This window comes from Streptomyces sp. NPDC038200 (assembly GCF_055600785.1).
Map to the genome: position 1 here is coordinate 38,865 of NZ_JBVJYH010000022.1, position 26,949 is coordinate 65,813.

27 protein-coding genes and 2 pseudogenes are annotated in these 26,949 nt (G+C 71.9%); 15 read left to right on the forward strand and 14 right to left on the reverse strand.

From position 1 onward, the window contains the following. The first annotated feature begins 333 nt into the window (after nt 1–333). Both ACZ7KF_RS33725 and ACZ7KF_RS33730 read left to right on the forward strand, forming a co-directional pair. A complete protein-coding gene (locus ACZ7KF_RS33725) occupies nt 334–1,314 on the forward strand; it encodes a sigma-70 family RNA polymerase sigma factor (RefSeq protein WP_471083775.1) in 981 nt (326 codons plus the stop codon). A 484-nt stretch (nt 1,315–1,798) separates the two neighbouring features. After that, the gene (locus ACZ7KF_RS33730; RefSeq protein ID WP_471083778.1) at nt 1,799–2,194 is read left to right on the forward strand and encodes a peptidoglycan-binding domain-containing protein; all 396 of its coding nucleotides are present in this window, start codon (nt 1,799–1,801) and stop codon (nt 2,192–2,194) included. A 139-nt stretch (nt 2,195–2,333) separates the two neighbouring features. On the opposite strand, the gene ACZ7KF_RS33735 is transcribed toward ACZ7KF_RS33730, so the two are convergent. From ACZ7KF_RS33735 to ACZ7KF_RS33745, 3 genes are all read right to left on the reverse strand, one after another. Next, nucleotides 2,334–2,882: a putative immunity protein gene (locus ACZ7KF_RS33735; RefSeq protein ID WP_471083781.1), complete on the reverse strand. Its 549-nt coding sequence runs from the start codon at nt 2,880–2,882 to the stop codon at nt 2,334–2,336. A gap of 367 nt (nt 2,883–3,249) precedes the next feature. Continuing rightward, nucleotides 3,250–3,783: a GNAT family N-acetyltransferase gene (locus tag ACZ7KF_RS33740; protein WP_471083784.1), complete on the reverse strand. Its 534-nt coding sequence runs from the start codon at nt 3,781–3,783 to the stop codon at nt 3,250–3,252. A 540-nt stretch (nt 3,784–4,323) separates the two neighbouring features. Further along, on the reverse strand, nt 4,324–5,004 hold the full coding sequence (locus tag ACZ7KF_RS33745) for a class I SAM-dependent methyltransferase (RefSeq protein WP_471083787.1): 681 nt from the start codon (nt 5,002–5,004) through the stop codon (nt 4,324–4,326). Nucleotides 5,005–5,140: 136 nt separating this feature from the next. Between ACZ7KF_RS33745 and ACZ7KF_RS33750 the strand changes: the two genes are divergently transcribed. The 3 genes and pseudogenes from ACZ7KF_RS33750 to ACZ7KF_RS33760 form a co-directional block, all read left to right on the forward strand. Further along, on the forward strand, nt 5,141–5,326 hold the full coding sequence (locus tag ACZ7KF_RS33750) for a hypothetical protein (RefSeq protein ID WP_471083790.1): 186 nt from the start codon (nt 5,141–5,143) through the stop codon (nt 5,324–5,326). 71 nt (nt 5,327–5,397) lie between these two features. Further along, entirely contained in the window at nt 5,398–6,633 is a 1,236-nt protein-coding gene (locus tag ACZ7KF_RS33755; RefSeq protein WP_471083793.1) for a PP2C family protein-serine/threonine phosphatase, read from the forward strand. 49 nt (nt 6,634–6,682) lie between these two features. Then, nucleotides 6,683–7,058: pseudogene (locus ACZ7KF_RS33760) on the forward strand (phosphotransferase); the annotation flags it as partial. Nucleotides 7,059–7,125: 67 nt separating this feature from the next. Here the strand turns inward: ACZ7KF_RS33760 and ACZ7KF_RS33765 are convergent. After that, nucleotides 7,126–7,767: a type III effector protein gene (locus ACZ7KF_RS33765; RefSeq protein ID WP_471083795.1), complete on the reverse strand. Its 642-nt coding sequence runs from the start codon at nt 7,765–7,767 to the stop codon at nt 7,126–7,128. A gap of 126 nt (nt 7,768–7,893) precedes the next feature. Between ACZ7KF_RS33765 and ACZ7KF_RS33770 the strand changes: the two genes are divergently transcribed. The 3 genes from ACZ7KF_RS33770 (at nt 7,894) to ACZ7KF_RS33780 (ending at nt 9,352) form a co-directional block, all read left to right on the forward strand. Beyond that, entirely contained in the window at nt 7,894–8,325 is a 432-nt protein-coding gene (locus ACZ7KF_RS33770; RefSeq protein ID WP_471083798.1) for an Hsp20/alpha crystallin family protein, read from the forward strand. 98 nt (nt 8,326–8,423) lie between these two features. Next, nucleotides 8,424–8,819: a DUF2267 domain-containing protein gene (locus tag ACZ7KF_RS33775; protein ID WP_471083801.1), complete on the forward strand. Its 396-nt coding sequence runs from the start codon at nt 8,424–8,426 to the stop codon at nt 8,817–8,819. A 98-nt stretch (nt 8,820–8,917) separates the two neighbouring features. Beyond that, on the forward strand, nt 8,918–9,352 hold the full coding sequence (locus ACZ7KF_RS33780) for a DUF2267 domain-containing protein (protein WP_471083804.1): 435 nt from the start codon (nt 8,918–8,920) through the stop codon (nt 9,350–9,352). A 265-nt stretch (nt 9,353–9,617) separates the two neighbouring features. Here the strand turns inward: ACZ7KF_RS33780 and ACZ7KF_RS33785 are convergent, their stop codons facing one another. The 3 genes from ACZ7KF_RS33785 to ACZ7KF_RS33795 all read right to left on the reverse strand — a co-directional run bounded on the left by ACZ7KF_RS33785 (nt 9,618) and on the right by ACZ7KF_RS33795 (nt 13,242). Further along, complete coding sequence (locus ACZ7KF_RS33785; RefSeq protein WP_471083807.1) at nt 9,618–10,061, reverse strand: hypothetical protein; 444 nt, start codon at nt 10,059–10,061, stop codon at nt 9,618–9,620. 601 nt (nt 10,062–10,662) lie between these two features. Next, nucleotides 10,663–11,940, reverse strand: a complete 1,278-nt coding sequence (locus ACZ7KF_RS33790) for a M20 metallopeptidase family protein (protein ID WP_471083810.1) — start codon at nt 11,938–11,940, stop codon at nt 10,663–10,665. A gap of 729 nt (nt 11,941–12,669) precedes the next feature. Further along, a complete protein-coding gene (locus tag ACZ7KF_RS33795; protein WP_471083813.1) occupies nt 12,670–13,242 on the reverse strand; it encodes a hypothetical protein in 573 nt (190 codons plus the stop codon). Nucleotides 13,243–13,737: 495 nt separating this feature from the next. On the opposite strand from ACZ7KF_RS33795, the gene ACZ7KF_RS33800 reads away from it, so the two are divergent. Beyond that, nucleotides 13,738–14,265, forward strand: a complete 528-nt coding sequence (locus ACZ7KF_RS33800) for a DinB family protein (RefSeq protein ID WP_471083816.1) — start codon at nt 13,738–13,740, stop codon at nt 14,263–14,265. Between the two features lie 211 nt (nt 14,266–14,476). Here the strand turns inward: ACZ7KF_RS33800 and ACZ7KF_RS33805 are convergent, their stop codons facing one another. Both ACZ7KF_RS33805 and ACZ7KF_RS33810 read right to left on the reverse strand, forming a co-directional pair. Next, nucleotides 14,477–15,376, reverse strand: coding sequence for an NAD(+)/NADH kinase (locus ACZ7KF_RS33805; RefSeq protein WP_471083819.1), 900 nt, complete (start codon nt 15,374–15,376; stop codon nt 14,477–14,479). After that, nucleotides 15,373–16,386 (reverse strand): SPFH domain-containing protein, encoded by a 1,014-nt coding sequence (locus tag ACZ7KF_RS33810; RefSeq protein WP_471083822.1) that lies wholly within the window; start codon nt 16,384–16,386, stop codon nt 15,373–15,375. Before ACZ7KF_RS33810 ends, ACZ7KF_RS33805 begins: the two co-directional genes overlap by 4 nt. Nucleotides 16,387–16,697: 311 nt before the next feature. Between ACZ7KF_RS33810 and ACZ7KF_RS33815 the strand changes: the two genes are divergently transcribed. From ACZ7KF_RS33815 to ACZ7KF_RS33825, 3 genes are all read left to right on the forward strand, one after another. After that, entirely contained in the window at nt 16,698–17,231 is a 534-nt protein-coding gene (locus ACZ7KF_RS33815) for a 2'-5' RNA ligase family protein (protein WP_471083825.1), read from the forward strand. Nucleotides 17,232–17,338: 107 nt separating this feature from the next. Next, nucleotides 17,339–17,839, forward strand: a complete 501-nt coding sequence (locus ACZ7KF_RS33820) for a GNAT family N-acetyltransferase (protein WP_471083828.1) — start codon at nt 17,339–17,341, stop codon at nt 17,837–17,839. A 141-nt stretch (nt 17,840–17,980) separates the two neighbouring features. Further along, nucleotides 17,981–18,529, forward strand: a complete 549-nt coding sequence (locus ACZ7KF_RS33825; protein WP_471083831.1) for a GNAT family N-acetyltransferase — start codon at nt 17,981–17,983, stop codon at nt 18,527–18,529. Nucleotides 18,530–18,670: 141 nt separating this feature from the next. On the opposite strand, the gene ACZ7KF_RS33830 is transcribed toward ACZ7KF_RS33825, so the two are convergent. Continuing rightward, a complete protein-coding gene (locus ACZ7KF_RS33830) occupies nt 18,671–19,267 on the reverse strand; it encodes an NADPH-dependent F420 reductase (protein ID WP_471083834.1) in 597 nt (198 codons plus the stop codon). A gap of 53 nt (nt 19,268–19,320) precedes the next feature. Next, nucleotides 19,321–20,139: a 3'(2'),5'-bisphosphate nucleotidase CysQ gene (locus ACZ7KF_RS33835; protein WP_471083837.1), complete on the reverse strand. Its 819-nt coding sequence runs from the start codon at nt 20,137–20,139 to the stop codon at nt 19,321–19,323. 137 nt (nt 20,140–20,276) lie between these two features. Here ACZ7KF_RS33835 and ACZ7KF_RS33840 point away from each other — a divergent pair, with 137 nt between their 5' ends. Then, nucleotides 20,277–21,182, forward strand: a complete 906-nt coding sequence (locus tag ACZ7KF_RS33840; protein WP_471083840.1) for a LysR family transcriptional regulator — start codon at nt 20,277–20,279, stop codon at nt 21,180–21,182. 702 nt (nt 21,183–21,884) lie between these two features. Continuing rightward, a complete protein-coding gene (locus ACZ7KF_RS33845; protein ID WP_471083843.1) occupies nt 21,885–22,946 on the forward strand; it encodes a uroporphyrinogen decarboxylase/cobalamine-independent methonine synthase family protein in 1,062 nt (353 codons plus the stop codon). Between the two features lie 1,054 nt (nt 22,947–24,000). Here the strand turns inward: ACZ7KF_RS33845 and ACZ7KF_RS33850 are convergent. Beyond that, a complete protein-coding gene (locus tag ACZ7KF_RS33850) occupies nt 24,001–24,708 on the reverse strand; it encodes a hypothetical protein (protein ID WP_471083846.1) in 708 nt (235 codons plus the stop codon). A gap of 238 nt (nt 24,709–24,946) precedes the next feature. Between ACZ7KF_RS33850 and ACZ7KF_RS33855 the strand changes: the two genes are divergently transcribed. Continuing rightward, complete coding sequence (locus ACZ7KF_RS33855) at nt 24,947–25,792, forward strand: RNA polymerase sigma factor SigF (RefSeq protein ID WP_471083848.1); 846 nt, start codon at nt 24,947–24,949, stop codon at nt 25,790–25,792. 92 nt (nt 25,793–25,884) lie between these two features. Here ACZ7KF_RS33855 and ACZ7KF_RS33860 read toward each other — a convergent pair whose 3' ends face one another. Together ACZ7KF_RS33860 and ACZ7KF_RS33865 are read right to left on the reverse strand one after the other, a co-directional pair. Continuing rightward, a complete protein-coding gene (locus ACZ7KF_RS33860) occupies nt 25,885–26,334 on the reverse strand; it encodes an ATP-binding protein (protein WP_471083851.1) in 450 nt (149 codons plus the stop codon). Nucleotides 26,335–26,436: 102 nt separating this feature from the next. After that, nucleotides 26,437–26,643 (reverse strand): annotated as a pseudogene (locus ACZ7KF_RS33865) (STAS domain-containing protein); the annotation flags it as partial. Nucleotides 26,644–26,949: the final 306 nt, after the last annotated feature.

Genomic DNA, 26,949 nt, shown 5'->3' on the forward strand with positions numbered 1-26,949 from the left:
CGGCCGTTCCTGCCGTTCACCCGGGGGTCGTTGCGGCCGGTGGCGGTCACCGACAGCCGAACGGGCGATCAACCCTGTGAAGCGATGCCGGGCGGTCGCCGCTCGCGACGGCAAACGCGGCTGCGTCGTCCCGGGCACCGCCACGGCAGCGGCCCTCTCCGGCCGGCTGCGCACACGATCGCCCGGACACCACCACCTGGTGGGCCCGTCCGACCGTCCATGTGCTCAAATCTTCCTGCCAGTTGCGCGCAGTGCCCCGTGCTTCGGTCATGACACCGGCTCTGCACCGAGCATCGGGTCACAGGACAGGGACTTTCTCCGGAGGGGTGAGGTATGGGGGCGGCCGGCGTAGCGGCGGAGGGGTTTGAGGAGTACCGGCGGGAGCTGACTGGCTACTGCTACCGGATGTTGGGGTCTCACGTCGAGGCGGAGGACGCCGTGCAGGAGACGCTGGTCCGGGCGTGGCGGCGCATCGACCGCTTCGAGGGCCGGTCGACGCTGCGGTCGTGGCTGTACCGGATCGCCACCAACGTCTGCCTGGACGCTCTCGCCTCGGGCAAGCGGCGGGCGCTGCCGATGGACCTGTCGGGTCCGAGCGAGGGCGGCGCGCCGCCGGCACCCGCGGAGGACGCCGCGCTGTGGGTGGAACCCTGCCCCGGCGGTGATCCGGAGTCGGCCGCGACGACGGGCGAGTCCGTGCGGCTGGCGTTCGTCGCCGCGCTGCAGCACCTGCCGCCCAGGCAGCGGGCCACGCTGATCCTGCGGGACGTCCTGGGCTTCTCGGCGCGGGAGGTCGCCGACCTGCACGGCTCCACCGTCGCCTCGGCCAACAGCGCACTGCAGCGGGCCCGTGCCACGCTGGCCGAACGCCGCCGGGCGACGGACACACCGGCCGCCCGGATGTGCGACGACAGTGTCCGTCGGCTGCTGGCCGAGCGGTACGCCGTGGCCTTCTCCCGCTACGACCTGGAGGAGCTGAACATGCTCCTCCACGTGGATGCCACGTTGTGCCTGCCGCCGTACGCGAAGTGGATGCGGGGCGTGCCCGACATCCAGGCGTGGCTCACCGGCCCCGCGATCGGCTGCCGCGGCTCGCGTCTGGTTCCGACCGAGGCCAACGGGGCCCCCGCCTTCGGCCAGTATCGCCCTCGCCCGGACGGCGCCGGCTACGTGCCCTGGGCGCTTCAAGTCCTCGAGTTCTCCGGCGACCGGATCATGAGCATCACGGCCTTCCGCGACACCGGCCGCCTCTTCCCGCTGTTCGGCCTGCCGGACCGCCTCGGCGAGGACGCCGGAGCCGGCGCTCCCGGCTGACTGCCTGCCCGCGGTCCCCGGCTCACAAGCCCGGCCCTCACACCGGACCCCGTGCGGCTCCGGGCCTGCGGCCGCCGCGACGTCGACGACGATCAGCCCCGGCTCCGGCACGCGCACCTCGTGCACCGCTCGGCATGACCGGCAGGAGGCGCCGGGGGGCGGAACGGGCCTGCCAGGGCCGGGAGTTCACCCGCAGCGCCCCCGATCGGTGCCCGCGGCTCGTCCTCTTCACGCCCGGGTGAGCCGGGTGCGCGCCCATCGCGGGGTGGCCGCCTGCCGGCGACGGCCTGCCGCGCGCGCCGCCTCGCACGCCCTGTGGCTCTGCGTATCGGATCAGTCACTCTTGGTGTGCGGGTGGTTCGGGGCGGTCTCCCCAAGAGCCCGCACAGTCCCTGCCCGGCCGCCCCCTCTCCTCCGCCTCACCACGTCCGGTGCGGACGGCTCGCCCGCTCGGCCCGGTACCGGTCCTCCCTGAAGGAGCATCATGCAGATCACACGAGGTCTCAAAGCCTCCGTCGCCGCCCTCGTACTGGCCGGCGCGGCCGTTGTCGCCACCGCGGCACCCGCGCCCGCAGCGCCGTCACCCGCCGCCACCGCCCCGTTCGCCGCCGCGGGCCCTTCCACGGTGAGAGACCCGGCCTTCTGCGGCTTCGACAACCGCCTCACGCCGCCCACGATCCGCGAGGGTGCTGCCGGAAACCCGGTGAGCGAGGCCCAGTGCCTGCTCCAGCTCTGGGGCTTCTACGTGGGCCCGCAAGGAGTCGACGGCGTCTTCGGTCCCCTCACCACCAAGGCCACCAAGGCATTCCAGACCAGCCGCGGCCTGGCCGCCGACGGCATCATCGGCCCCAACACCTGGGCGAGGCTGCGCAACGGGTGAGCCTGCGCACCCTGCCGGTGGGTGCTCCGCGCCGTACGCGAAGTTCTTCCCGCATCCGCGTGAGTCAGGAGATGGCCACAGGACCTGTCGGTGAGTGCTGGACACCCCTCGCCGGGGGCCGGCATCTGGACGCCGAACGTCACTCGGTGCAGGTGCGCACACGAAGGTCGGCGTCCAGCATGCGGATCAACTCACCGACGCGTCCGCCGCCACCCGGCGCCGTGGGGAAGCGTTTGAGCACGTCGACGACGACCGGTGTGGCCCGATGCACCGCCCGCTCAAGGTGTTCGGCACCGACGCTCCGGTCGTCGCCGGCGACGAGTTCGGCCGCCCTGGCCGCGTAGGCGCCGGCCCCGAGGATGTGCTTGACCTGGGTGGCCTTGGCCAGCGGATGCAGGTAGGGGGCGCCTGCCGCAGACATCGCCGCCCACGCCGCCTCGCGCGCAGCCGCAGTCTCCGCGCCCTTGGCTGCCTTGAGGGCCGCCACCGCTGTGTCCCGCAGAGATTTCCCGCGCTCACCACCCCGGGCGAACTCCCACGCGGCACCGATGGCGTCTCGAGGCCGCGAGTCGTCCGGCTGACCGGCCTCGAATATCTCCAGCACCCCCTCTGCGCATGCCGCGGCGAACGCGGTGACCTCACGAAGGTCCTGCTTGCTCAGAACGACATCGCTCGCTTCCCCTGTCATGGTTCCATCTTCGGGGATCGCCCCGAACGGCAAGGCGGTAGGGCGGCCCCGAGCCGCCGCCCCTGCCTGGACGACCGCCGGCATCATGACCCACAAACCGACATCGAAAAGCCCACCTGGCCCCGCAGCCCCCTCGGACGTCAGACCGGTCCCCGGTGGGGGGAGTTTCCGGTCCCGCGCCACCTCAACCGTCCGGATTCACGCCCGGCCGGCCTGCCGGTCGCGATGAGATGCCGTGCGGGAGGGCGGTGCGCGAGTTCGGGCGGTGGGACGCCGTGCGCTGCCGAAGACGGCGCTACGCCGTGGCCGCCGCGTGCGCCGGGCTGCCGCAAGGGGCGACCGCTGCGGTGAGCGCCGTCGGCCGCGGTCAGGCCTCGTACTCCGTGAGATCGATGCCGTACACCCGCAGATCGTGGCCCGTGTCCGGGTCCTGCGCCGTGCCCGTCGCGCGCAGGCCGAGTTTGTCCAGGACGTTCGCGGACGCGGTGTCGCTGGTACGGCACACGGCGACGACCCGGTCCAGACCGCGGTCCTGGAGGGCGAACTCGAGCGTGGCCTGGGCCGCCTCCGACGCGTAACCCTGCCCCCAGTACTGGCGCCCGAGCCGCCAGCCGATCGCCACCTGGTCCGCGACGGCGGGCGGGGAGTCGGCGAGGTACAGGCCGACCGCTCCGGCCAGCTCCCCGGATCCGAGGAGTTCGACGGCGAAGATCCCGAAACCCTCCTCGTCCCACTCCTCCTCCCAGGCCTCGATGTCCTGAGCGGTCTCCTCGAAGGAGCGCGGCACACCGTTGCCGACCCACCGCATCACGTTCGGGTCGGCGTGGATCTCGGACAGGGGGACGAGGTCGTCATCCTGCCAGCGACGCAGGAGAAGACGGGGAGTGTGGATCTCGGTCATGGTCCCATCCTGCCCTCTGCTTCCGCATGGCTCTCACCCGCGCGTCCCGGCAGCACGGGGGCCGTCCCGAAGGCCGACGAGGTCCCATCGCTCAAGACCCGGCGCCCGGACGGCGTCTGGGGCCGGGCCGGGACGGGCGCTCGCGCTGACCGACGAGGCACTGGTGCTCACCGAACGGCTCGGCGCCCTGGAGGACAGCGCCGACCTGCTGGTCACCCGGGGCGGTCACCTCGCCCGGGACGGCCTGCCGGGGGCCCGCACCGCCTATGCGAACACCGCCGTGCTCGCCCGCCGCGCCGGCAGTCCCTCCTACCTGGCGGCTGCGCTGCGCGGACTCGGCGACACGGCCCTGGAGGAGGGCGACCTGGCAGAGGCGGAACGCCTCTCCACCGAGGCGCTGGAGCGATCGATCCGCAGACCCGCTTCCGGCGCGGGGTGGCCGCCGAGGCCGAACCCCGTGCTGTCCCTGTGTGGGGGAGTTCCGGGCCTCCGCCCGCGTGCCGGCCCACGCGCACCGCTCCCGGCGGTGGCCGGGGGGATTCAGCGCAGTCGGCGCGCGCGCAGCACCAGGTCGTCGGTGTGGTGCGCGCCCGCGCCGCCGCCGGGCGCCACGCGCGGCCGCTGCTCGTCCACCTCCACCACCCAGTCGTCGTCGAGGAGAGCGGTGACCATCGAGGGCCACACGTAGTCGGCCGGGTCGAAGCCGCTGTCGTGTGCTTGCCGGGTCTCCATCCCCGCATGGTGTACGAGCAGCAGCACACCGCCCGGTGCAACGGCCGCGAGCAGCGCCCGCTCCGCCGCGGCGTCGGGGGTACGCAGCAGAGCCGGGTACTGGGCGGAGACCAGGTCGAAGGAGGCCGGTGCCAGCGCCGCCTCCGTCAGTGCGGCATGGACCCAGCGGACGGCGGCACCAGCGTCCCGCGCGTGCCCGGCCGCCCGCTCCAGCGCCACGCCCGAGACATCGAGCGCGGTCACCTCCCAGCCGGTCCGTGCGAGCCAGATGGCGTCCGCGCCCTCACCGCAGCCCACGTCGAGCACCCGCCCGGGTGTGAGCCCGGCAACCTCGGCCACGAGCGCGCCGTTTGGCCGGCCGCTCCACAACCGTTCCCGGTCGGCGTAGCGGTTGTCCCATTCGGCCCGCACCGTGGGATCCCCGACGTATCCCTCGGTGGCCGAGGCGATGTCGGACGGGCGTGCTGTTGCTGCGATGTCGTCGGTCATGGCCCCACCGTCGCCCGGCGTGTCCCCGTCACGCCAGCTCTGTTGCCGGTCCGGCAAAACGAACGGTGGTGGCGCACGGCACGGTGCGACCGGCGCCCTGCTCGGCAGCGGTACAGGAGGGAGCTCCTCAACCACCTTGGCGTTCGGCATCGCCGTACAAGCCGCGAGCGGTGTCGGCCGCGACGAACTCCAGGAGATGGCCGGCGCCGCCCTGCGCGGCTGGGGCCGCCGGACACGGGGCGGCTTCGGCCGGGCCCCTCGGCGAGTCCTGCACCAGAGCAGCCGTGGCGGCCGCGTCCGCGGACGACTGCCGAAGGCGTGACCGTTCACGGATTGACGCTCACTGCGGTGATTCCCAAGCTGGTGGGGGGGCTGGTGGAAGGGACCGCAGTCGTGAGTGGTGGACAGAGTGGGCTTCCCCGGCTGCTGACGGCGGCAGAGACAGCGGCGCCGGCGGACGCCGTCGACGTGATCGCGGAAGACCTGCGGCGGCGTTTCGACGCCACGAAGGTCTCCTTCCTCATCGTGGACCTGACGGGGAAGGCGGTGGCGCGGCTGTCCACCGCCCCCGCCGAGGGTGGGCGGGAGGCGGAGCGGATCCCCCTGTTCGGCAGCGTCTACGAGGAGGTGATCCGTACCCAGTGCCTGTACCAGGAGGCGACCGGCCAGGGGCAGCGGGTGATCGTGCCGGTCACCAACCGGGGGGATGCGATCGGGCTGCTGGAACTGCTCCTGCCGACCGACCCCGGCGAGGACGTCCTCGATGCGGTCGGGGAAGCCGCGCACATCCTGTCCTACATCGTGATCGCCAACGGTCGCTTCACCGATCTCTACACCTGGGGCAAACGCTCCAAGCCCCCCACCCTGGCAGCTGAGATCCAGTACCAGCTGCTGCCCCCGTCGCTGTCGTGCGAGGCTGCGCAGTTCACCCTGTGCGGGAACCTGGAGCCCTCCGAAGACCTCAGCGGCGACACCTTCGACTACACCCTGGACCGCGACACCTTGCACGTGTCGGTGACCGACCCCATGGGCCACGACATCGATTCCGCTCTGGCCGCCACGGTCCTGGTGGGCGCCCTGCGCGGTGCCCGCCGGGCGGGCACCGACCTGGCCGAACAGGCCCACCGGGCCGATCAGGCGCTGATCGGACACGGCCACGGTCATGCCACCGGGCAGCTCCTGCGCATCAATCTCCATACCGGGCGGGCCCAGCTCGTCAACGCCGGTCACCCCTGGCCGCTGCGCATGCGCGAGGGGGCCGTGGAGGCGATCACCTGCGAGGTGGACCATCCCTTCGGGCTGTCTGAGCTGACCCCCCACCCGTACCGTGTGCAGGACCTCGACCTGCGGCCCGGTGACCGCCTGCTCATGTTCACTGACGGCATGCTCGAACGGCATGGCGAGAACGTCGACCTGCCCGCCCTGCTGGAGCGGACCCGGAACCTCCACCCGAGGGAGACCACGCTGGCGCTGACGTCCGCGGTCCGGGACGCCGCCGACGGCCGGCTCGAAGACGATGCCACCGCCGTGTGCCTGGACTGGCACGGCCCCCAGGAGACCCAGCGGCACGTCAGCTCCGGCGCGGACACCCGGCAAGCCTCAGCCGCACGCCCGAAGGACCAGCCGTGAGCTAGGCGTGCCGGACGGCCGGTAGGCCCCTGGCCGCCTGCAGACACTGCGGGAGCCCCCGGCCTGTCAGGGGTGCTTTCTGCACCGGGACCTCCATCCGGGAAACGTCCTCTTCGCAGGCACCGGCGACGATCTTCTGATCCGTGGTGTCGTCGACTGGGTGGAGACCTCTTGGGGGCCGGCCGACCCGGACGTGGCTCATTGCTCGACGGCCCTCGCCCTGCTGCACGGGGGTTCCCGCGGGCATGCGCTTCGCCGATCGCTACGTCGCGGCGGGAGGGACCTTGGCCGAAGACGGCACTGCCCGTCTCCACTGGCGGCTGCTGGACGCGTTGGCTTTCGCTCCGGACGCGGGGAAGGTCGCTGTCCCCTGGCGCGCACTGGGCCGCGTCGATCTGACAGCCGGTGTCCTGACGCGAAGGCTGCGGCGGCGGAAGCCCTCCGGTCGGCGGTGCGGATCGCGGGGGCGAGGGGGCCCGCCCCCCGTCCGGGCTACGACCCCTTGTCGGGAGGGGCGAGGGAGTCGAGCTGGGCGGCGAGGTCGGGGTGGGCGGTGGCCAGATGGGGGCGGGTGGCGGTCAGGGGCTCGACCAGTTCGGCGGGGTCGTCGTGGGCGAGGGCCTCGTGGAGCTTGCCGACCGGGAGGCGGGCGGCGGGGGGAAGGTCGGTGAGCGCGGTGATCTGGCCGGCGAGGCGGCGCAGGTCGGCCGCGTTGCGGCGGGCCCAGGTCGCGGTGGTGCGCTGGGCGGCGCGGCGCCGGCGGGTGGCCGTCACGCGCTGTTCGCCGGTGGTGCCGGCCGGGCCGGGGCGGCCGCGCAGGTAGCGGCGCTCGGCGGCCTGCCGGCTGGCGACGCCGAGGGGATGGGCGAGGTCGGCCCAGCTGGCGCCGGCGTCGCGGGCCGTCTCGATCAGGCCGGTCTCCCATCCGGCGAGCTGCTCGCGGACCTGCCGCAGCAGCATCAGGGAGGCCAGGGCCTGCTCCGGACCCGGCCCGGCGCCGGGGGTGTCGGGAGCCTGGTGCCGGGCGGCGCGCAGGGCGTCGTCTATGGCGCTGAGGGCCGCTGCGGCGGCGAGGAACGACGCCGGGCTGTGGGCGTCGGCACGGGACGGGGACGGCTGGTCGGCCGAGGTCACGGGCACCTCCCTCTGGTGTCATCGGTTGGACGACACCATGTTTGTCATCCATTGGATGACATGTTACAACGGTGTCAGTGAGGCGCATTGGCAATAGCTGCCCGAACCCTCTGGAGGTGTGTTCCGATGTTGATGCGCACTGACCCCTTCCGTGAGCTCGACCGGCTGGCCCAGCAGCTGATGGGCCCGGGCACCTGGTCGAGGCCGTCGGCGATGCCGATGGACGCCTACCGCGAGGGCGACGAGTACGTGGTGGTCTTCGACCTGCCCGGCGTCAGCGCCGAGGCGATCGACATCGACGTCGAGCGGAACATGCTGACCGTCAAGGCCGAGCGCCGGCCGGTGGCGAAGGCCGACGACGTGCACATGGAACTGTCCGAGCGGCCGCTGGGCGTCTTCTCCCGCCAGATCGTGCTCGCCGACACCCTCGACACCGAGCACATCCAGGCCGACTACGACGCGGGCGTGCTCACCCTGCGCATCCCGATCGCCGAGCGCGCCAAGCCCCGCAAGATCTCCATCGGCGTCGGCTCCGGCCACAAGGAGATCTCCGGCTGACAGCGGCCGGACAGGTGCGGAGGACGGGCACCAGTCCCCCCTCACCCCGCCCTCCGCACCTGCGTGCGCAGTCCGAAGAGGAAGGGGGTGCGGCCAAGATGACTCTGCGACGCGAAGCGTTCCTCGACCGTGTGAAGGAACGCGGCGAGTACGACACCCCGGAGGAAGCCGAGCGCGCGGCCCGCGTGGTGCTCGCCCTGCTCGGCGCGCACCTGGTCGGCGACGTCCGCGCCCAGCTCGCGGCACGCCTGCCGGAGGCCTTCGCCCTGATCCTGCTCAACCCGCTGCAGAGCGCCGAGCCCCTGGCCCCCGAGCGGTTCGTGCGGGCGACCGCGGCCTGGATCGACGGCGCCACCGAGCAGACCGCGACCTGGGACGTCAGCGCCGTCCTGTCCACGGTCGCCGACACCGCCGGCGACGACCTCCTGGGCCAGATCCTGCTCCAGCTCCCCGCCGGCTACGACCTGCTCTTCGGCCGCCCTCAGCCCACCTGACCACCCTGCCGCACCCCGGTGCCCGCACACCGCCACCACCATCCCTGGCGACACCGCCACCACCACCCCTGGCGACAGAAAGGCAAAACGACCCAGTGATGTCCGACCAGCGCTCGACGTTCCAGCACTCCTACGGAACGGCGTACGAGCAGATGCTGGAGAAGGTCCGCTACGAGGGCGCCTACCCCACCCGGGAAAGGGCCGAGGAAGCCGTCCGCCTGGCCCTGTCGGGGCTGGGACGTCAGCTGACCGGCGACGAACGCGTCGACCTTGCCGCCCGGCTTCCCCTCGAGGCCGCACGCATCCTGACCGCGCAGATTCCCGCCCCCCAACCCCTGACCGGCTGGGCCTTCGTCAAGGACCTCGCCGCCCGCTGCGGCGCCTCCCTGGCCACCACCCGCTGGGACACCGGAGCCGTCTTCGCGGCCGTGGCCGCCTACGCCGGCCCCGACCTCATCACCCGCATCCTGCACCAGCTCCCCACCGGCTACGCGCTGCTGTTCGGCCGCGCCGAACTCACCCCGGCCGCGTAACGGGCCACAGCCTTCCGGCGCCTTCGGGGCAGGGGAGACGCATGGCGCATGCACGGGTCGTCAGAACCCCACGCGCCGCCTCCCGGCCACGCCGGCAGGGCCGGTCGACGCACGGTGCCGGCGGCCGAGGCGGAAGGCACGTCGCCGGCCCACCGCCCAGGTGGGGCACCGGGCCGGGTCGATGTCCTCCCCCTGTCACGCCGCTCCCCGGACAGCGCCCCGGTCCCCGGCCGACCCGGCGGCCGCGAGGATCGCCGCGGCGGTGTCAGGTGCCGGAGGCGCCGCCGCCCGTAGCGCGGGTGCCGAGCGGACACGTGGCAGTGACACGGAGGGATCCGCTGAACGGGCCGAAGGTGTAGCGGAATCCGTCCGTGCAGTCGACGAAGACGAACCAACGGACTCCGTTGCAGGTGATCTCGAACGACCGGTCCGTCGGAAATCTGCCGGGCGCGCACACGAGGAGGGCCATCTGTGCGGGCGCCTGCGTGCCGGCGGGCCCCGAGGGGGCGACACTGCCGCGCTGCGTCCTTCCGGTGTCCAGGTCTGTGGCGGTGTAGTCCGCGTCGCTCGCGGCCTTCGCCGTGGTGGGAAAGGGGGAAGCGGTGTCTTCGTGACTGACGCTGTCGGCGGCTCGGGCCGGGGCCGCGAGACCGGCAGTGAGCAGGGCCAGCAGGGCAGTGGTGGTGAGCGGGTGGAGAATGCGCCGCATAGCGGTCCCTTCTGTTCCTTCGCGGCCGGCGATGGCATGCGCAAGTGACCGCAGGGTCCCCTGATCAGGGGCGCTTCCAGAGACACCGAAGGCTTTCCTGGCCGCTTGGTTGGGATAACGCCATGTCACTCAAACGTGTCGCCCGGCACTCGCTCCCCTGCACGGGCCCCGGTCATGGTTCCCGGCCCCCGTCCCTGCCGGCGCCCTCGCGTCTGTCCGGCACCGGTGACGGCGGGAGCCGGCGCACAGGCATCCCTCGCGGGCCACGGGCCCGCCGGCGCAGCTCGGCGAGTACGCGCCGCCCGGCCATGTGGGGAACGATCTCCGCATCGGCGCGCACACCACCGTCCTCCCTCCCGCGCAGGGGAGTTGAGGCACGTCCACAGCCGCGGCACGCCCGCGGCCGGCAGGCTGTAGCGCGCCGCGGCCCGATCCCGCACCCCACACCGGTGACGGTCGCCCACCTTGACGGCCTCCGTCATGCGATACCGGCGCGGCGGCCACTGTCATTCGGTCGAGGCCCCGGCCGGCCGGCGGCTCGCCTCCGGCCACGGGGCCTCGACCCGCTCCACCTCGCCCCGGAGGGGCGGCCCGGTGGTGGTCACCGGGCCGGCTCCGGTCCGCGGCCGGCGAGGAAGGCCGAGGCCACGGCGGCCTCGCAGGCGATCCCCGCGGCGAGCACGTCCTCGTCGATGGCCATGCGGGACGAGTGCAACGACGGCGCCTCGTCCGGCTCCACGTCCGGTGGGCACACGCCGAGGAAGGCCAACGCACCGGGAACGGCCCTCAGGACATAGGAGAAGTCCTCCGCCGTCATCGGGGGAGCGGCCAGGACGCCCACCGCCTCGGCGCCCAGCACGTCGGTCCCGGCCTGCAGGACGAGGTCGGTGAACGCGGCGTCGTTGACGGTGACCGGGTATCCGGGAGTGACGGTCACCTCCGCGGTCGCCGCGTGCGCGGCGGCCACTCCCCGGGCCACCCGGTCGATCGCGGCGTGCAGCCGCTGCCGGGTCGGCTCGGTCAGTGTGCGCAGGGTGCCGGACAGTTCGGCGTCGTCCGGAATGACTCCGGAGGCGGTGCCCGCGGTCAGCCGGGTCACGCTCAGGACGGCGCTCTCCTCGGCGGCCACCCCACGGGTGACCGCTGTCTGCAGCGCGAGCACGATCTCGCAGGCCACGGGCACCGGATCGCACGTGCTCTGCGGCGCCGAGGCGTGCCCGCCGCGCCCCCGGACCAGGACCCGGAACCGGTCGGAGGCCGCCATCTGCGGTCCCGGCCGCAGCCGCAGCGCCCCGGCCGCAATGTTCGGGTGGACGTGCAGGGCGAAGGCGGCGTCCGCCCGGGCCCCGGACGCCTCCAGCACCCCTTCCTCGATCATGTGACGGGCTCCGTGCTCGCCTTCCTCGCCGGGCTGGAACATGAACACCACCCGCCCGGCGAGCGCAGCGCGCCGCCCGGCGAGCAGCCGCGCGGCGCCCACCAGCATCGCCATGTGCGCGTCGTGCCCGCAGGCGTGCATCAACCCCGGGGTGCGCGAGGCGAACGGCAGCCCGGTGTCCTCGGTGACCGGCAGCGCGTCCATGTCGGCGCGCAGCAGGATCGTCGGACCGTCGCCCGCTCCGGCGAGGGTCGCGGTCACGGAGGACAGCGCGCGGCCCGTACGGATCTCCAGGCCGAGACCGTCGAGCGCGTCCAGGATCAGGCGCTGGGTGTCGGGCAGGTCAAGGCCCAGCTCAGGAGTGCCGTGCAGGGCCCGGCGCAGGGCGACCGCTTCCGGGGCCAGCCGGCGCGCCTCGGCGAGCAGAGCCGAGTCGACGGTGGCGGCGGGCGGCCGGAGCGGGGCGGGCGTGCCGTGCGTGGCCCGAGGCGGAGGTGTCATGCAGCCGTTCTCCTTCCGGGGACCGGCCCGTGCCGGCACCGCCCGCATCGGCGGCACACGAGAGCGCCCCCTGGGGATCCCCCGTAGTGAGTGCCTTCTCACCGTAGGGACAGCACAGCCGCGCCGAACAGTCCCCGACGGCCCCGGCGCACGGGATTCGGACAGGACCGGCTGCGGACAGGATGACGGATTCGCCCCCCTGCCCGGGGCCGACGCGCTGACATGCTCCGACGAGAAGAACCCGCGGGCCCGTGCGCGGGTGCGGACCATGCACGGCGATGTCCACGTCCGCGCGGCATCCGGCGTCCTCCCGTGCGGCGCCCCCGGGAAGTCGACGAGGACGTCCCCGTCGACCGCGTACGCCTGCGCAGACCTGCACGGCTCCGCGCGCTCAGGGGTGGGGCCGCTGCTCCGCTGTCACTGCGCAGTACCGCCTACACTCGGGCTCCTGCCGCATCGTGCACAGGGGGGCCTGGTCGTGCCGACTGAAGTAAGAGGGAAGACCGCCGCTTGGGCGAAGGTTCTGGCAGGCATCGTCCTGCTGGTCCTTCTCCCTCTGGTCATCTGGTTCATGATCTCCTATTCCCGGGAGAGCCACATCCCCTGGTGAGTCGTCACGGTCCCCCCACGGCCTTGTCGAGGGTGCCCGGCGGGCGGCCACCGTCCCTGATGCCGGCTCATCCAGCAGACGCTGTGGGAGTCGGGTTCACTCTTCTGCTCGGGTGGCACTCAGATGAGTGCACGCTTCAGCGCCGAGACCACAGGCCCCGAACTGGTGGAGGGTATCTGCCATCGGCGGTCGTCACCGTTGCCGTCGACGTACAGCAGGGTGCCGCCCTTTTCGGCGTCGGTGATGTCGAAAGCGACGGTGTTTCTGCTGAAGGTGCCGGCCGGGACGGTCGGACCGCCGTCGGCGAAGCCTGTGGGAGCGATCCTTGCCGCGCTCTTGCTGTTTCCAGCGCTGACGGTGTGTCCGTTGGCGGCCTTCCAGCGGAAGCCGCCGGTCTTGGTTGTCGCCGTGACGGCGCTCTTGGAACGGTTCTCGGCGCTGAAGGTGACGATGGCGTACAGACCGTGCTCCGGGGTGCCGGTGCTCGTCTTGCGGATGTAGAGCACGGTGTCGGGGGTGATGCGCAGAGTCCCCTCACCTCCGGCACCGGCGGTGTCGGCGCTCTGGCTCAGTTTGAGCGTCGTATGCGCACTCGGCGCCGGGTGGCTCCTGGTGCCGTCGTCGGTGCAGGCGGTGAGGAGTCCGAGGCAGCAGACGGCGACGAGGGTGGTGGATACGGCGGTGCGGTGCATGAATTCCTCTGGGCAGCGAAGCAATACGGTCGGGTGTGGGACAGTAAAGGTAGTCCGCTCAGGGGCCGTTCGCGGCGGCCACCTCGACGCCGAAGAACCGCGACGTCGAGAGTGCGGCGGACGCCGGGAGCCAGAGGACCACTTCGCGCGCATCCGACCGTTCTCGAGGCTGGTCTGTACGGGGTGATCCGTCGTGATGCCGGACCGGCATGCCGACGAACGCCCTTGCCGACGTACGGCGTTTGGCGGGACGCCGCGTCGCCGTGCCCGCCCCCGTGCACAGGGCAGGTGCGCGACCACGCTGGTACCCCGGTACGGCTTCGTGATCCATGGCTGGAGGAGGGACGGCAAGTCGCCACCCGGCGCCAGGACTTGGAGCCGCAGGTGCTGGGCGGGAACTGCCCGCTGCAACGGTTCCGCCGCCCCTCCTCCCGACCGTGTGTGGCCCGGGTATCCGATAACTCTCCGCCCGGCCACACGAATTGAGGGATCCTGGTGGCCGTGACCGAAGATACGAGCGAAACGGCTCCGGGCAGTGAGGTCAGGGCGCTTCTCAGGGTCTTGGACGGGCAGCGGCGCCACGTTCTCGGCATTCTCGACGGGCTCGACGCAAAGGCTTTGCGACGGCCCGTGCTGCCCTCGGGATGGCATTGCCTGGGGCTGGTCCAGCACCTCGCGCTGGACGTCGAGCGGTTCTGGTTCCGCGCGGTTGTCGCCGGTGACGAAGAGATCATCCACGGCCTGACGAGCGGCGACGAAGCCTGGCACGTGGCCCCGGAAGTGCCGGTCGGCGACGTGCTCGACCGATACCGGCAGGAGGCGGAGCTCGCCGACGCCGTCCTCACCACCGTCCCCGCTGACGCCGCTCCGGCCTGGTGGCCCCACGACCTGTTCGGCGAACCGCACCTGCACACCCTGCGCGACGTCCTGCTGCACGTCATCACCGAGACCGCGTGCCATGCCGGCCACCTCGATGCGGCACGAGAGCTCATCGACGGCCGCCGCTGGCTGGTCCTGACCTGAAGCCTGTCTCTGCTGGAAAGCCGGCCGGCCGAACGGAAGTCGGGCGGCCCCAGGGATCGGCCGGCTACGGCCGCTGAAACCCTGCAGCGGCCGACCAGGCCCGCGCCACCCCGGACCGCCACAGGGCGAAGGCGGGGCGGGGGAGTCGTCGTAGGAAGTCCACGCGCGCGGCGAAGGCTTCCCCCCTCCGGGGGCCGGGCGGTCAGGGCGTTCACGTCACCAGGCGCAGTGACGTCGCCGCGATGCCCAGCCGCACGCTCTGGCCCCAGGTCAGCTCCAGGGTGTCGGCCTCCATTCCGTCCCCGAAGACCACCATCCGGTCCGACTCCACGGTCAGCCGCAGCACCTGCCCCCGCCTCAGCTCACCGGCGACCCTCGATGTCCCGGTCGCGGGCGAGGGCCAGGCCTCACGCACGAACCACAGCAGCCGCGGGTCGCGCGGCGCGGGCATCGGCAGCGTGCTGCCGCGCTCCAGCCACAGCGAACGCAGCCACCCGGTGGCTCCCGTGCCGGTGCCGACCAGCACCCCGGAGGACGCCTGGGCCTCCCCCGGGTCGGTTCCGCCGTCGGCGTCCAGACGGTAGCGGGCCGTCTGGTGGCCGGGCGGCCCCAGGTAGATCTCGTTCAGCGCGAGAAGGCGCTGGGTGTCGTCGGCGACGGCCTCGACCATGGTCAGCTCCTCCGCCCGGTCCCCGGCGGCGATCGCGGTCCGCAGCAAGGAGGCCGCGTCGGCACAGCGGTGACGGACCAGCACCCCCGGATTGCGCCCCGGGTCGGTGTCGATGCCCACTACCGGCTGCCCGGACAGATACTTCGCGGTGTTGGCGACCAGGCCGTCCTGGCCGACCACGATCACCACGTCCTCCGGGGCGAACAGGAAGCGGTCCAGGTCCGCCCGCTCCACCCGGGAGCTGCGCCAGGTGAGCGGCACCGCCGACGCCACGTCCCGCAGCGCCTGCCGGGTGTCGTCGTGGCGGCGGGCCACCTCCTCGATCGAGCGGCCGCGGCTGGAGAGGAAGAACGCGGCCTGTCCGTGCGTCCCGTGCCGGGCGAGCAGTTCCTCGTACTCGGTCCGGCGGTGCACGAGCACCGCCCGCGGTGCCAGGCTCACGCGTCCGCCTGGCTTTCCGGGCGCCCGAGTCTGGACAGGAGCCCGGTGAGCACGTCGGGGGAGAGGGTGATGCTCTCGATCCGCGGCAGGTTCTCCGCCAGCCGGGTCGCCGCCAGGACGTGCAGCGTGGCCGGGTCGACCTCGCCGTGCACCCGCAGCCAGGCGGCCTGGGCCTCGGCGCGCGCCGCGCCCGTCGCGCGTGCGGCCTCGGCGTCCGCGCGGGCCAGGCGGACCTTGCGGGCCGCCTCGGCCTCGGTCCGTACGCTGTCGGCCGCCGCCTTCTCCTCGGCCTCGCGACGCGTGTTGGTGCCGCGCTGTTCGACCAACTGCTCCTCGCGCCGGGCCAGTTCGATCTGGCTGGCGAGCTCGTTCTCGGCGATGGCGCGTTCGCGCTCGACGGCGACGGCCCGCCGCTCGTAGGTGGCCCGATCCGCCTCCTGCTGGATCTGCTCGCGGGCCGGGGTGCGCAGGGCGCGCTCCACCTCGGCCTCGGGCCGGATCGCGACGACGCGGACGGCCACCACGTCGATGCCGGTGGCCGGGAGGCGGGGCTCGGCGGCGAGACCGGCGGCGACCCGTTCCCGCACGGAGGCGACGCCGTCCACCAGGGCGACGGCCAGCGGAGTGCGGGCCAGTACGTCCAGTGTGTGCTGCTGTGCGGTCTCGGTGAGGAGGGTGGCGATCTGCTCCAGGGGTGAGCCGCGCCAGTTCCCGCTGTCCGGGTCCACGGAGAAGTCGATCCGGTTCGCCGCCTCGGCCGGGTCGCTGATCCGGTAGGTGACGGTGGCCTGCACGGTGACGTCCTGGAAGTCGGCGGTACGGGCGTGGAACGCCATGGCCAGCTCCCGGTCGTCGACCGGCACTTCGGAGAGTGCCGCCGACAGCGACCGGTACCAGAAGCTGAGCCCCCGGCCGTCGTGGGCGAGCCGGCCGCGCTTGTGGTGGCGGATGTGGGCGGTGGGCGCGGAGCGCAGATGGCGCCATCCGAAGCGCCGGGTGATGTCGGCCATGGTGGACCCCCCTTGATTTCGTCAGCGAGACGATAATGGAGAGACTTGATATCGTCAAGCAGACGAAAACAGGGCGATCCGCAGGACCGGACACCCGGCCCGGACGGCTACTCAGAGGGCACCGCACGCCGAGCCCACCCCCGCGTCCGTCTCCTGCGCACCCCGTACGAAGGGCCGGAATCTCACCGAAGCCCTCCCCGCCGCTCCGTGACGCGACGAGTCCCGCACGCCGTCCCCTGGCCCCGGCCGAGCCGCGGCCTGACGGTACGGCCGGCGGCGAAGCCGCGACTGATCGCCGGTAGGCTGCGCGGATGCGCACGGTCGAGCTCCTGTTGGACGAGGCGGCAGAGCTGGCGGTCCGGGAGGCCTGGCGGCGGCTCGCGCAGGCGGGGCTGCCCAGTCAGGCGCGTCACCGCTCCCCGACCAACAGCCCGCACCTCACCCTGGCCGCCTGCCCGGAGCTGACCGCCCCGATCCGCTGGGAGCTCGCCCAGGTGGCCGCCGCCCTACCACTGGCGGTGCGGTTCACCGGCGTGGTCCGCTTCGAGCGGCCCACCTCGGTGCTGGCGTGGGCGCTGGACCTCGACCCCGCGCTGGCCGGCCTGCACCACCGGGTGTGGGAGGCGGTGGCCTCGGACAGCCCGCCCGAGACACTCAGTCCCTTCCACCAGCCGGGGCACTGGAGCCCGCACATCACCCTCGGCAGGACCCGGCGATCCGGTGCCTTCACCGACCGGCGGATCCCCGAGCTGCTTCCGGCGCCGCCGCTGTCGGCCCGGCTCACCACCCTGCGCAGCTACGACACCCACACCGGCGCCCTGGAGGTGCTGACCCCCCGCCCCTGAGGCGCCGCCCGGGGAGCCGCCGCGGGCACGTCCCGCACTCGTTATGTGCCCGTCCGCCGGGGGGAAACCCGGGTGGCCTGAGCACACCACCCGGGTACAGTCGGGCAGTGCCTGAGCTGAAACGGCTGCATGCCGACGATGCCCCCGCGGTCCTGGCCTTCGAGCTGGCGAACCGCGCCTACTTCGCTGCCTCGATCTCCGACCGCGGTGACGCGTTCTTCGACCAGTTCGCCGCCCGGTACAGCGCCTTGCTGGCTGAACAGGAGGCGGGCATCAGCGCCTTCTACGTGCTCGTCGCCGACGACGGCTCGGTCCTGGGCCGGTTCAACCTGTACGACTTCGAGGACGGCACCGCTGAGCTCGGCTACAGGGTCGCGCAGCATGTCGCCGGCCGCGGTGTGGCGACCGCGACCGTCCGGGAGCTGTGCCGGCTGGCGGCGACGCGGCACGGGCTGCGCACACTGCGGGCGGCCACCTCCCACGACAATGCCGCATCCCAGCGGGTGCTCGCCAAAGCCGGGTTCGTTCCGGTCGGCCCGGCCGACCCCGTGGACCTCGGCGGTAAGGCCGGCACCTGGTACCAGCGCGACCTGGCGTTCCAGCCGTAGACCGTGAGCGTGCGCTGAGCCTGGATGATCAATGCCAAGGGGGCAGTGCGACCGCCCGGCCCCCTTGACGCAGCGGTGCCGAGGACATCCCCGCAAGGAATCGCCGGCCTTGAGCGGTTCCGTGATCGATAGGGTTGCCCGATGCTCGAAGGAAAGTTGGTAAGGCTGCGCGCGCTGCGCTCCGAAGACGCCCAGCACCATGTCCGGTGGCGCAATGACCCGGAGGTGGTGCGCTGGGCCGCAGGCGGCGACCCTTGCTTCGGCCCGGTCACGGCGGAGGCGATCGGGCTCGGCTTCGACACCATGCTGCGACTGAGCCCTCGGGAGTCGGCCGTGTTCACGGTCGAGGACCTGGCAGGCGGGAGGGTGATAGGCATGGCCGACTACCGGGACCTGGACCCCTACGCCGGAGTGGCCACACTGGGAGTCACCATCGGCGAGCGGGAGTTCTGGGGCTGCGGCCACGGCAGTGACGCGTTGCGGCTGCTCGTGGACCACCTGTTCGGTGCGTACTGCCTGAGCCGGCTGGAGCTGGACACCTGGAGCGGCAACGAGCGTGCCGTACGCGCCTTCACCAGGCTGGGCTTCCGTGAGGAAGGCCGCCGTCGGTCGGCTGTGCTGGTGGAGGGGAAGCGCTTCGACCGCGTGCTCTTCGGCATGCTTCGCGAGGAGTGGGCGAACCCCGCGTGAGCACCGTGCCCTCGTAGACCGACACGCGTCCCTCCGGGCCGGGGCCCGGTACGACCGAGGTCCCGCCGCAAGGGTGACCATGGTTCGCCGTCCGGCGCAGAATCCCTGGCCCCGTTCTGAGTATGGGGCGCTGTGTGCGAATCAGCGTGCGATCGAGAGCGCGAAGGGCGCGAATCCGCTGGTCCGGATCACGTGCGGTACGAACAGTATCGCGGCCTCCGTGGCGCGGGCGGTCCGGATCCCGCCGAGATCAGTGATCCACTCCTTGCGCCAGCCGAGGTCGATGAGCAGTTCACGGACGGTCTGCTTGGCCTGCGGGTCCTCCCCGGAGAGGAAGGCGTCGGGCGCCTGGGTGAGCGTGGCCGGCGCGGTCATCACCGGGAAGAGCATGGTGTTGAGTGTCTTGACGACGCGCGTTTCGGGGAGCGCTTCCTGGAGTTGTTCGGCGAGGCTGGAGCCGGGGTAGATCAGGTCGGCGGGCAGTCCGTCCGGTCCGTCGACGGTGGCGTTGGAGACGTCGACGAGGATCTTGTCGCGCAGTTCCTCGCGCAGGGCGGCGAGCCGGTCCAGCGAGCCGGCGCCGGGGGTGGCGTTGATGACGATCCGGGCTGTCCGGGCGGCGTCGGCGGCGACGCCCGGTGCGCGGCCCGCCACGGTCACCTCGTGCCCTGCCCGGGTGAGGGCCGTGGCCAGGTTGCCGCCGACGCGGCCGTTTCCGAGAACGGCGATCGTGGTCATGATGATCTGGTCCTTTCCGTGCGTGCAGGTCGTGGTGGTGCGGTGGTGCGCGGTCAGCGGGAGAGCGTGGCGACGGCCTCGGCGTGGACGCCCGGCGCGGCGGCCAGGAAGCTCTCGCTCCGCGGGGTCCAGGGGCGGCCCTCGGCGTCGGAGATCTGTCCGCCGGCCTCGGTGACGAGCAGTGCCCCGGGCAGCAGGTCCGCGCGGGCGCCGGCGAACTGCCAGAAGGCGTCGATCCGGCCGGCGGCCACGTTCAGCAGGTGCAGGGTCGCGGGCACGGCGGTGCGGACGACGAGCGCGTCGAAGAGCATCGCGGTGATCGAGGAGCCGACGCGCCGCACGACCTTCTCGTCCTCGTCCGGCCGGGCCTGGCTGGTGGCCACGATGCTCAGGCCGAGGTCCGCGCTCTGGGAGACGTGCAGCGGCCGGCCGTCGAGGTGTGCGCCCGCGCCGGTGAGCGCGGTGTAGGTCTCGCCGGTCAACGGCAGGTGGACCGCGGTGAGCACCGGCTGGTTCTCACGCACCAGGGTGGCGGTCACCGCCCACTCCGGCAGGGCGTGCAGGTGGTTGACGTTGCCTTCGGCCGGATCCACGACCCACCATTCGCCGGGCGGCAGCGCCCCGCCGTCCAGTTCGTCCTCCACCCAGCCGGCGTCCGGGCGCAGGCGTGTGAGGCGGGGGCGCAGGATATCGAGGGCCGTGTCGTCGTTGGCGGCGAGCGCGCGCATCAGCTCTTCACGGGCCTGGTAGCGGACCACCTCGCCGAAGCGCTCGCGCAGCGCCGAACCGGCCGCGCGCACGGCGATCGCGGTCTGGCCGAGCAGGTCGGCGTCGGAGGCGGCGACGTCAGTGGTCTGAAGCGTTTCGGGCATGGGGGTGCTCCTGTGTGAGGAGGGGTGTTGAGGCGGGTCGGGCCAAGCTGTGTGTTCCGTCTTGCGCTCTCGTCTCGAAGGTATACAGCACTCTAATTAACTTCAAATGCATGTAAAGCACGCCTAGGATTACTCACATGCAATTGGATTTGAACCTGCTCGCCGCGCTCGACGCGCTGCTGGAGGAGGGAAGCGTGGCCGGGGCGGCGGCGCGCCTGCACGTCACCGCCCCCGCGATGAGCCGGAGTCTGGGACGGATCCGGCGCACGACCGGGGACCAGATCCTGGTGCGCACCGGCCGCACGATGACCCCGACGCCGTATGCGATCGCCGTCCGGGAACAGGTGCACGAGCTGCTGCATCAGGTCCAGGGGGTCCTGGCACCGAGCCGTGAACTCGATCTGGCGACGTTGGAGCGCACTTTCACACTCCGCTGGCACGATTCCCTGGTCGCCTTGAGCGGCCCCGCACTGCTCGCGGCCGTGCGCGAACAGGCGCCGGGCGTGCGATTGCGCTTCGTTGCGGAATCGAGCGTCGACACCCCCGAGTTGCGGCGCGGCGAGGTCGACCTGGAGGCGAACGCCAACCGCCCGACCGCACCGGACATCCGTGCCGAGAACGTGGGCGAGACCCGCCTTGTCATCGTCGTGAGGCAGGGGCACCCCCTCACTCGCGTCAGGACCGTCACCGCAGAGCGGTACGCCGCCGCTGAGCACGTCACCGTCTCGCGACGGGGAAACCTCGGCAATGCCCTCGACGACGCCCTCGCGCGGCTCGGCCTCACCCGCCGCGTGGTGGCGACCGCGCCCACCGAAGCGGCCGCGCTGGAGTTCGCGCGCGGCTCCGATCTCCTGATCAGCGTCCCCGAAGCCACCACGCGGTCAGCGGTCACCGACCTCGGCCTGGTCGTGCTCCCCCTCCCGCTCGAACTGCCGTCGGCACCGGTATACCTGTCGTGGCATCAGCGCTACGACACCGACCACGCCCACGCCTGGCTGCGCGGGCTGGCGCGAACCGCACTGGCCATGTGCGGAGCGTCGTAGCCGGCGCCGTCCGGCCGCTTCCCCCACACGTCCACGCCACGGCGATCTGCCGGAGCAGGCAGCCACGCCACCGTGACCGCTGGGATTGCAAGAGGGCCACAGGCACCGCTCAGAGCCGCCGCCAGCCGCAGACGTGCCCCGCCCGGCGGAGGACTTCCCCACCGGGCGGCTTCCGTCGGTGAGTGCGTGTCGGAGGTTGCCGCGGCAGTCGATGACGTCGGCCCCGGCGATCCGGACGATGCGCAGTACGGCCTCGGTCGGGGCGGCCAGGCGGAGCCGGCCTCCGGCACCCGGTGGCGGTAGGGCCTGAACCACCGTGCGGCAGCCCCGCGCCACGGCCCGACCGTCGGCCACAGAGCCCTCGACGCAGACCACCCGATGTTCACCACTCCATCCCGGGGCACCTGGTGAGACCGGTGCGAGGTGTGCGGTGTCCGCGTCGGCGGCCGGTCCGCGGCACTCACGGAGTCGGTGCCGGCTGCCGGACAACGGAAGTCGCCGATGCCCCGGTGCTGTCCTTCAGGCGGCGAGCCCCACCAAGGGGCAGGCGGGAGAGCCCCGCCGGACGGAGGCACCGCTGCGATCCCCCGACTCCCGGGCGGCCCGCTCGCCGGGATGCTCTGTACCTCGAAAGTGGCTGATGAGACCCTCTCGCATGTGTCGGGGCGGGGCTCGTGCCCCCACTCTTCCTAGGCTGCCACTGTGATCCCCACCGAACTCATCGGCAGCATCCCCCGTCCCCCCGCACTGCAGGCTGCGACCGCGGACTTCCAGGCCGGGAGGATCAACGACACCGAGCTGGCCTCGCGTCGAAGAGAGGCCGTCCGCGAGACCGTCGAGGCTCTGGAGGCCACCGGGTCGCCGGTGGTCACCGACGGCGAGCAGGCCAAGCCCAGTTTCCTCACCTATCCGCTCCAGGGGCTGTCCGACCTGGACCCTGACGGCGTCGTCATTCCCTTCGACGACGGCCACACCCGGCAGCTGCCCCGCCTGGTCTCCGGACCCTTCCGCTACAAGATCCATGCGGAGGAGTACCTGCGGGCCGCGAAGCAGCACACGACGCTCCCCGTGAAGCAGGCCGTCGTCGCCCCCTCCGCCCTGAGCCTGCTCTACCCGCCCGACGGGATCGCCGGCTACCCGCGCGAGCAGTTCCTCGACGACCTGGTGAGCGAGGCGGAGACGGACATCCGCGGCTGCCTGGACGCAGGCGCGCACGTCGTCCAACTGGACTTCGAGGAAGGCCGCCTGGCACTCAAGGTCGACCCGAGCGGTCAGCTGCTGCGCGACTTCATCGCCCTGAACAACAAGGTGCTGTCCCGCTTCACCGACGCCGAGCGCACCCGGATCGGCGTCTACACCGGCCCCGGAGCCGACCATGCCTCCTTCCACAGCCTCGACGTCGACTACGCCGAACTGCTGCCGCACCTGTTCCAGCTCAGCGCCGGGAATTTCTCCCTCGCACTGGCCGGCGAGCCCGACCCGGACCGTGTCCTGCGCGCCGTAGCCGAGCATCTGCGGTCCGGTATCCGCGTCTTCGTCGGAGTGACCGACCCGATCGATCCTCGCGTGGAGACGGTCGAGGAGGTCCGCGACCGCGTCCTGCAAGCCGCCCGCCACATCCCGGTCGACCAGCTGGGCACTTGCGACGACGCCGGCTTCGCACCGTTCGCCGACGACACCTCCACCTCCCGCGACACGGCCTTCGCCAAGATCCGCGCCCGCGTGGGAGGCACCGCACTCGCCGCGGAGCAGCTGGGAGCCTAGGAGCCGTCCGGTCGATCACGCGATCGCGTTGAGCCGGCACCGCGACCACGAACGTTCACGGTGCCGGCTGCCACGCCATGGGGTTCCGGGCGCATGGCCTGGCAGTGGTGGAGCATGCGCAAGCTCCGTCTCAGTCGCCCAGCTTGACTGCACGGCGTACATCGGCGGCGTAGGCCTCGGGCTGCTCCCAGGCTGCGAAGTGGCCGCCTGCCGGGTGTTTCACACAGTCACAGCTGCCGGGCCGTGGCCTCTGAAGCGGTGAGACCGGCCTGCCGTGCCTGGGCCGTCCAGGAGGAGTTCGCGTGGGCAGTGCCGCCGGGACCCAGCACAGCCGTCACAGCGGTTGCCGCCAGCGCGGCGGCCCCAGCGCATGTCCCAGCAGTTCCCCATCGAGCGCTTCGGCCCGCCTGCCACCGCCCACCTCCGCATCCGCCCGGTCATCACCGGCCGATGTCTGAGCCTGCGCCACCAAGACACCCAGGACGGAGCAGAAGTTGTCCAGGGCCGCTGCTCCGGCGCCACCGACCAGGACTTCCTGATCGAACTGACCCCACCCCCGCCAACCGCTGTTGGACGTACTCCGTCGGCACAGTGACAGGTCCCGTCCTGCACGCGGCACGACCGACGCGCACCCTCCAGTTCCGCAGAAGCAACAAGGCGGTGAGAATGTCGGACCAGCTCACCCGTAAGTGGGGGCCTTCTGCGCGGGTTCCTCCTCACCACGCTTCGCGGCGCGAACGCCCTGTAGTTCTCCCGGGCGGAGGTCGACGGCTCCCACATCCGGGCGCGAAAAAGGGGGCCCCAAGACCGGATGAATCACCGCCTACCGGGGCAGGACGGGCGGCACACATCACCTGATCACCGATGCCCCCACCCGCACCGGTTCCGCCGCCTGCACCGGTTCCCCCCGTCTGCACCGGTTCCGCCGCCTACGGGATCCGCTGGGAGATACGCGACGACATCCCCGAAGCCTTCCTCACCTCTGGAGGCGTCTCACCGCGCCACGACGGCAGACGGCCCCTGGATCGCATGGCCCGGGAACCATGGAGGCCGGTCAGTGCACGCGTTCACCGCACTCCGCCGGAAACAGGACGGCACCGGGCGGCAGTTCGCCCGGACGCCGTCCCGTCACCCGTAGGCACGCTTCAAGCGAGCCGTCCACGGGCGGGTATTCGAGGGCGACCTCGTCCAGCGCGGTGATCTCACCGCCGAGGTGCAGTTCCACCGCGTGCACGCCACCCGGGAAACAGCCGGCCAGGGCCCCGAAGGCTGCCGTGTCATTGCCGTCGGCGACGCACTCTCGGATCTCGAAACGCCAGTGCTCGGCCGCATCGGCAAGCAGCGCCCTGCCCCGCTTGCCCCATCCAGCGAGGAGAGCTGTGCGGGCTCGCAGCTGGTGGGCGATGGCGCAGCAGATCGGGACTGCTGTGCCGGAGGACGTCGTCACCCGCGTGTACTCGGCGTGGGGATAGGACGACAGGGCCTCATCGACCAGCCCCAACGCAGTGTCCCGGGCCGCCGGGTGACCCTGCTGAGCGATGTCCAGGAGCAGCGGGGTGGCGACCGCAGCCGCCGGAAACACCGCGGCACTGTGACCATGGACGATGCCACCGCCGCCGAGCAGCGAGCCGGCCTTCGCCGCCTCCACCAGGTTCGCCGCATCAGCCAGCGCCCGCAGACCGCGGGCGGCACGAGCCGGCTCATACCAGTCGGGATGGCCCGGTATGGCGCCCCAGTCCACTGCGTCGATCGCATCCCACACGACAGCATCCTCGCACCTGGCGAGGACATGCTCGCGCGTCATGTGGCGTCCGAGTGGCAAGCACCTTCGATCAGCGCGCGCGTGCCGTCCCGCTCGCCGTGGATCTTGTGCCGGGCCGTTCGGTCAGCCCCCCCGGTTCGTACGCACGCAGGCATAGATGCAAGATGAAGGGGTATTCGCGGGTCGGCGGTATGGGGCTGGCGGCGACGGCTGGCTTCGGTTGTGGGAGGGACAGGTCATGGCGCTCATGAGTGCGACAGCAACGGACGCGCAGATGGTCGATTTGCCGCGGGTTGCCGATCCCTCCCAGGTGGCGCCGAAGGATGCCCGCGAGCTGTCCAAGGTCTTCTTCGACCAGCTGGCGGTGCTGGAAGAGGGCACGCCCGCCTACAGCTACGCCCGCAACACGCTGATCGAGATGAACATGTCCCTGGTCCGCTACGCGGCCGGCCGGTTCCGCAGCCGGGGGCCGGAGGAGATGGAGGACATCGTCCAGGTCGGCATGATCGGCCTGATCAAGGCCATCGACCGGTTCGACCTGGCGAGGGAGGCGGAGTTCACCTCCTTCGCCATTCCCTACATCGTCGGTGAGATCAAGCGATTCTTCCGCGACACCACCTGGGCCGTCCACGTGCCGCGACGCCTGCAGGAGGCCCGCGTGCAGCTCGCGCGGGCAACGGAGGAGCTGCGCAGCCGTCTGGGCCGTACCCCGACGGTCAAGGAGCTGTCGGAGCTGATGAGCCTGCCCGAGGACGAGGTGCGTGAGGCGCGCCTGGCCGCCAACGGCTATAACTCCACCTCCCTGGACGCCACGCTCAACGGAAGCGACGAGGGCGAAGCCGCGCTGCAGGACTTCATCGGCACCGAGGACACCGCACTCGAGCTGGTGGAGGACTTCCACGCCTTGGCCCCGCTGATCGCCGAACTCGACGCACGCGACCGGCAGATCATCCACATGCGGTTCGTGGAGGAACTCACCCAGGCCCAGATCGGTGAAGCCCTGGGCGTCTCCCAGATGCACGTCTCCCGACTGCTCTCGCGCTGCCTGGCCCGGCTGCGCGAAGGCATGCTCACCAGTCACTGAACGCGCGCGCCGAGAGCGGGTACGCAGTTGCCCGCTCTCGGGCTCGGCGGTTCACAGGAGCGTCGAGGATGGGCTGTTGCGGCAGACGCCGTCTAGCGGGCGGCCGTGTGAAGGCGAAGGTGAGCGACGATCTTCTTGCCGGTGTCCTGGGCGATGACGTGCAGTTGGTCGCAGAGTCGGTTGACCAGGTGCAGACCGTGTCCGCCGACGCGGCGGGCGTCGTGGGCCGGCAGTTCAGGAAGGTGAGAGGAGCAGTCACTCACGCTGATGCGCAGCAGGGCGGCGTCGGGAGTCAGATCCAGCACCAATCCGCCCGGGCCGGGGGCGTGCCGCACCGCGTTGGTGACCAGCTCGCTGACGATGAGCTGAGCGTCTTGGCTCGACCGGTGGTGGGGTTCGTGGCCGGCCTGGGCCAGGAGCGTGCGTATGGCTGCTCGGGCCTCGGCGATCGAGACATCTGCAGTCTCCCAGGAGACGCTGTACCGCAGCGACGGCGCAGGCTCCTGTTCATCCGATGCCCGATTCTTCAGCGGGGTGACCATAGAACTCTTTCTGTGGGTTCCTTGCCGTTTCATCACAGACTGTCGTCATCGCGTATTCGCTTACCCGCTGTCGCCGTGCTCCATGGGTGCCGCCCATGGGTCCTAGCTGATCGGTGCGGGCCCCATGCCGGCGATCATGAACAGTCCGAGCGTGCCGCTGACGGTGAGCAGGCGAGTGACGGCCGGCTGCAAGGGACCGAGGAGGATGAGGTCCCGGCCTGCGGCCGCATGACGGCGCCTGGCCTCCAGGAGGGCGTTGAGGAGCATGCTGTCGGCGAACGCGACCCGCGACAGGTCCACTGCCGTGGTGGGGAGCCCGGCATGGTCGGCCGCGCCTCAGACGGCCGCGAACTCCTCGGCGTCTCCGTAGTCCACCTCACCGCTGGCGGTGATCATTAGAACCTGCTCGCGCCGCGTGACGTGCAGCTCCCTCTCGAAGATCGCATGCATGGCGACATCTTCACACCTGTGCATGACAGGAGACCAGCCACCGGCAAGACCACGGGTCGCAGTCCCGGTGACGCGTGCTGGTCGACGACCGACGCTGTCGGCGACGGGCTCGCCACCGCCAGGCGACTACCCTCCGCGCACCGTGCGCTTCACGCCCCGTGCACG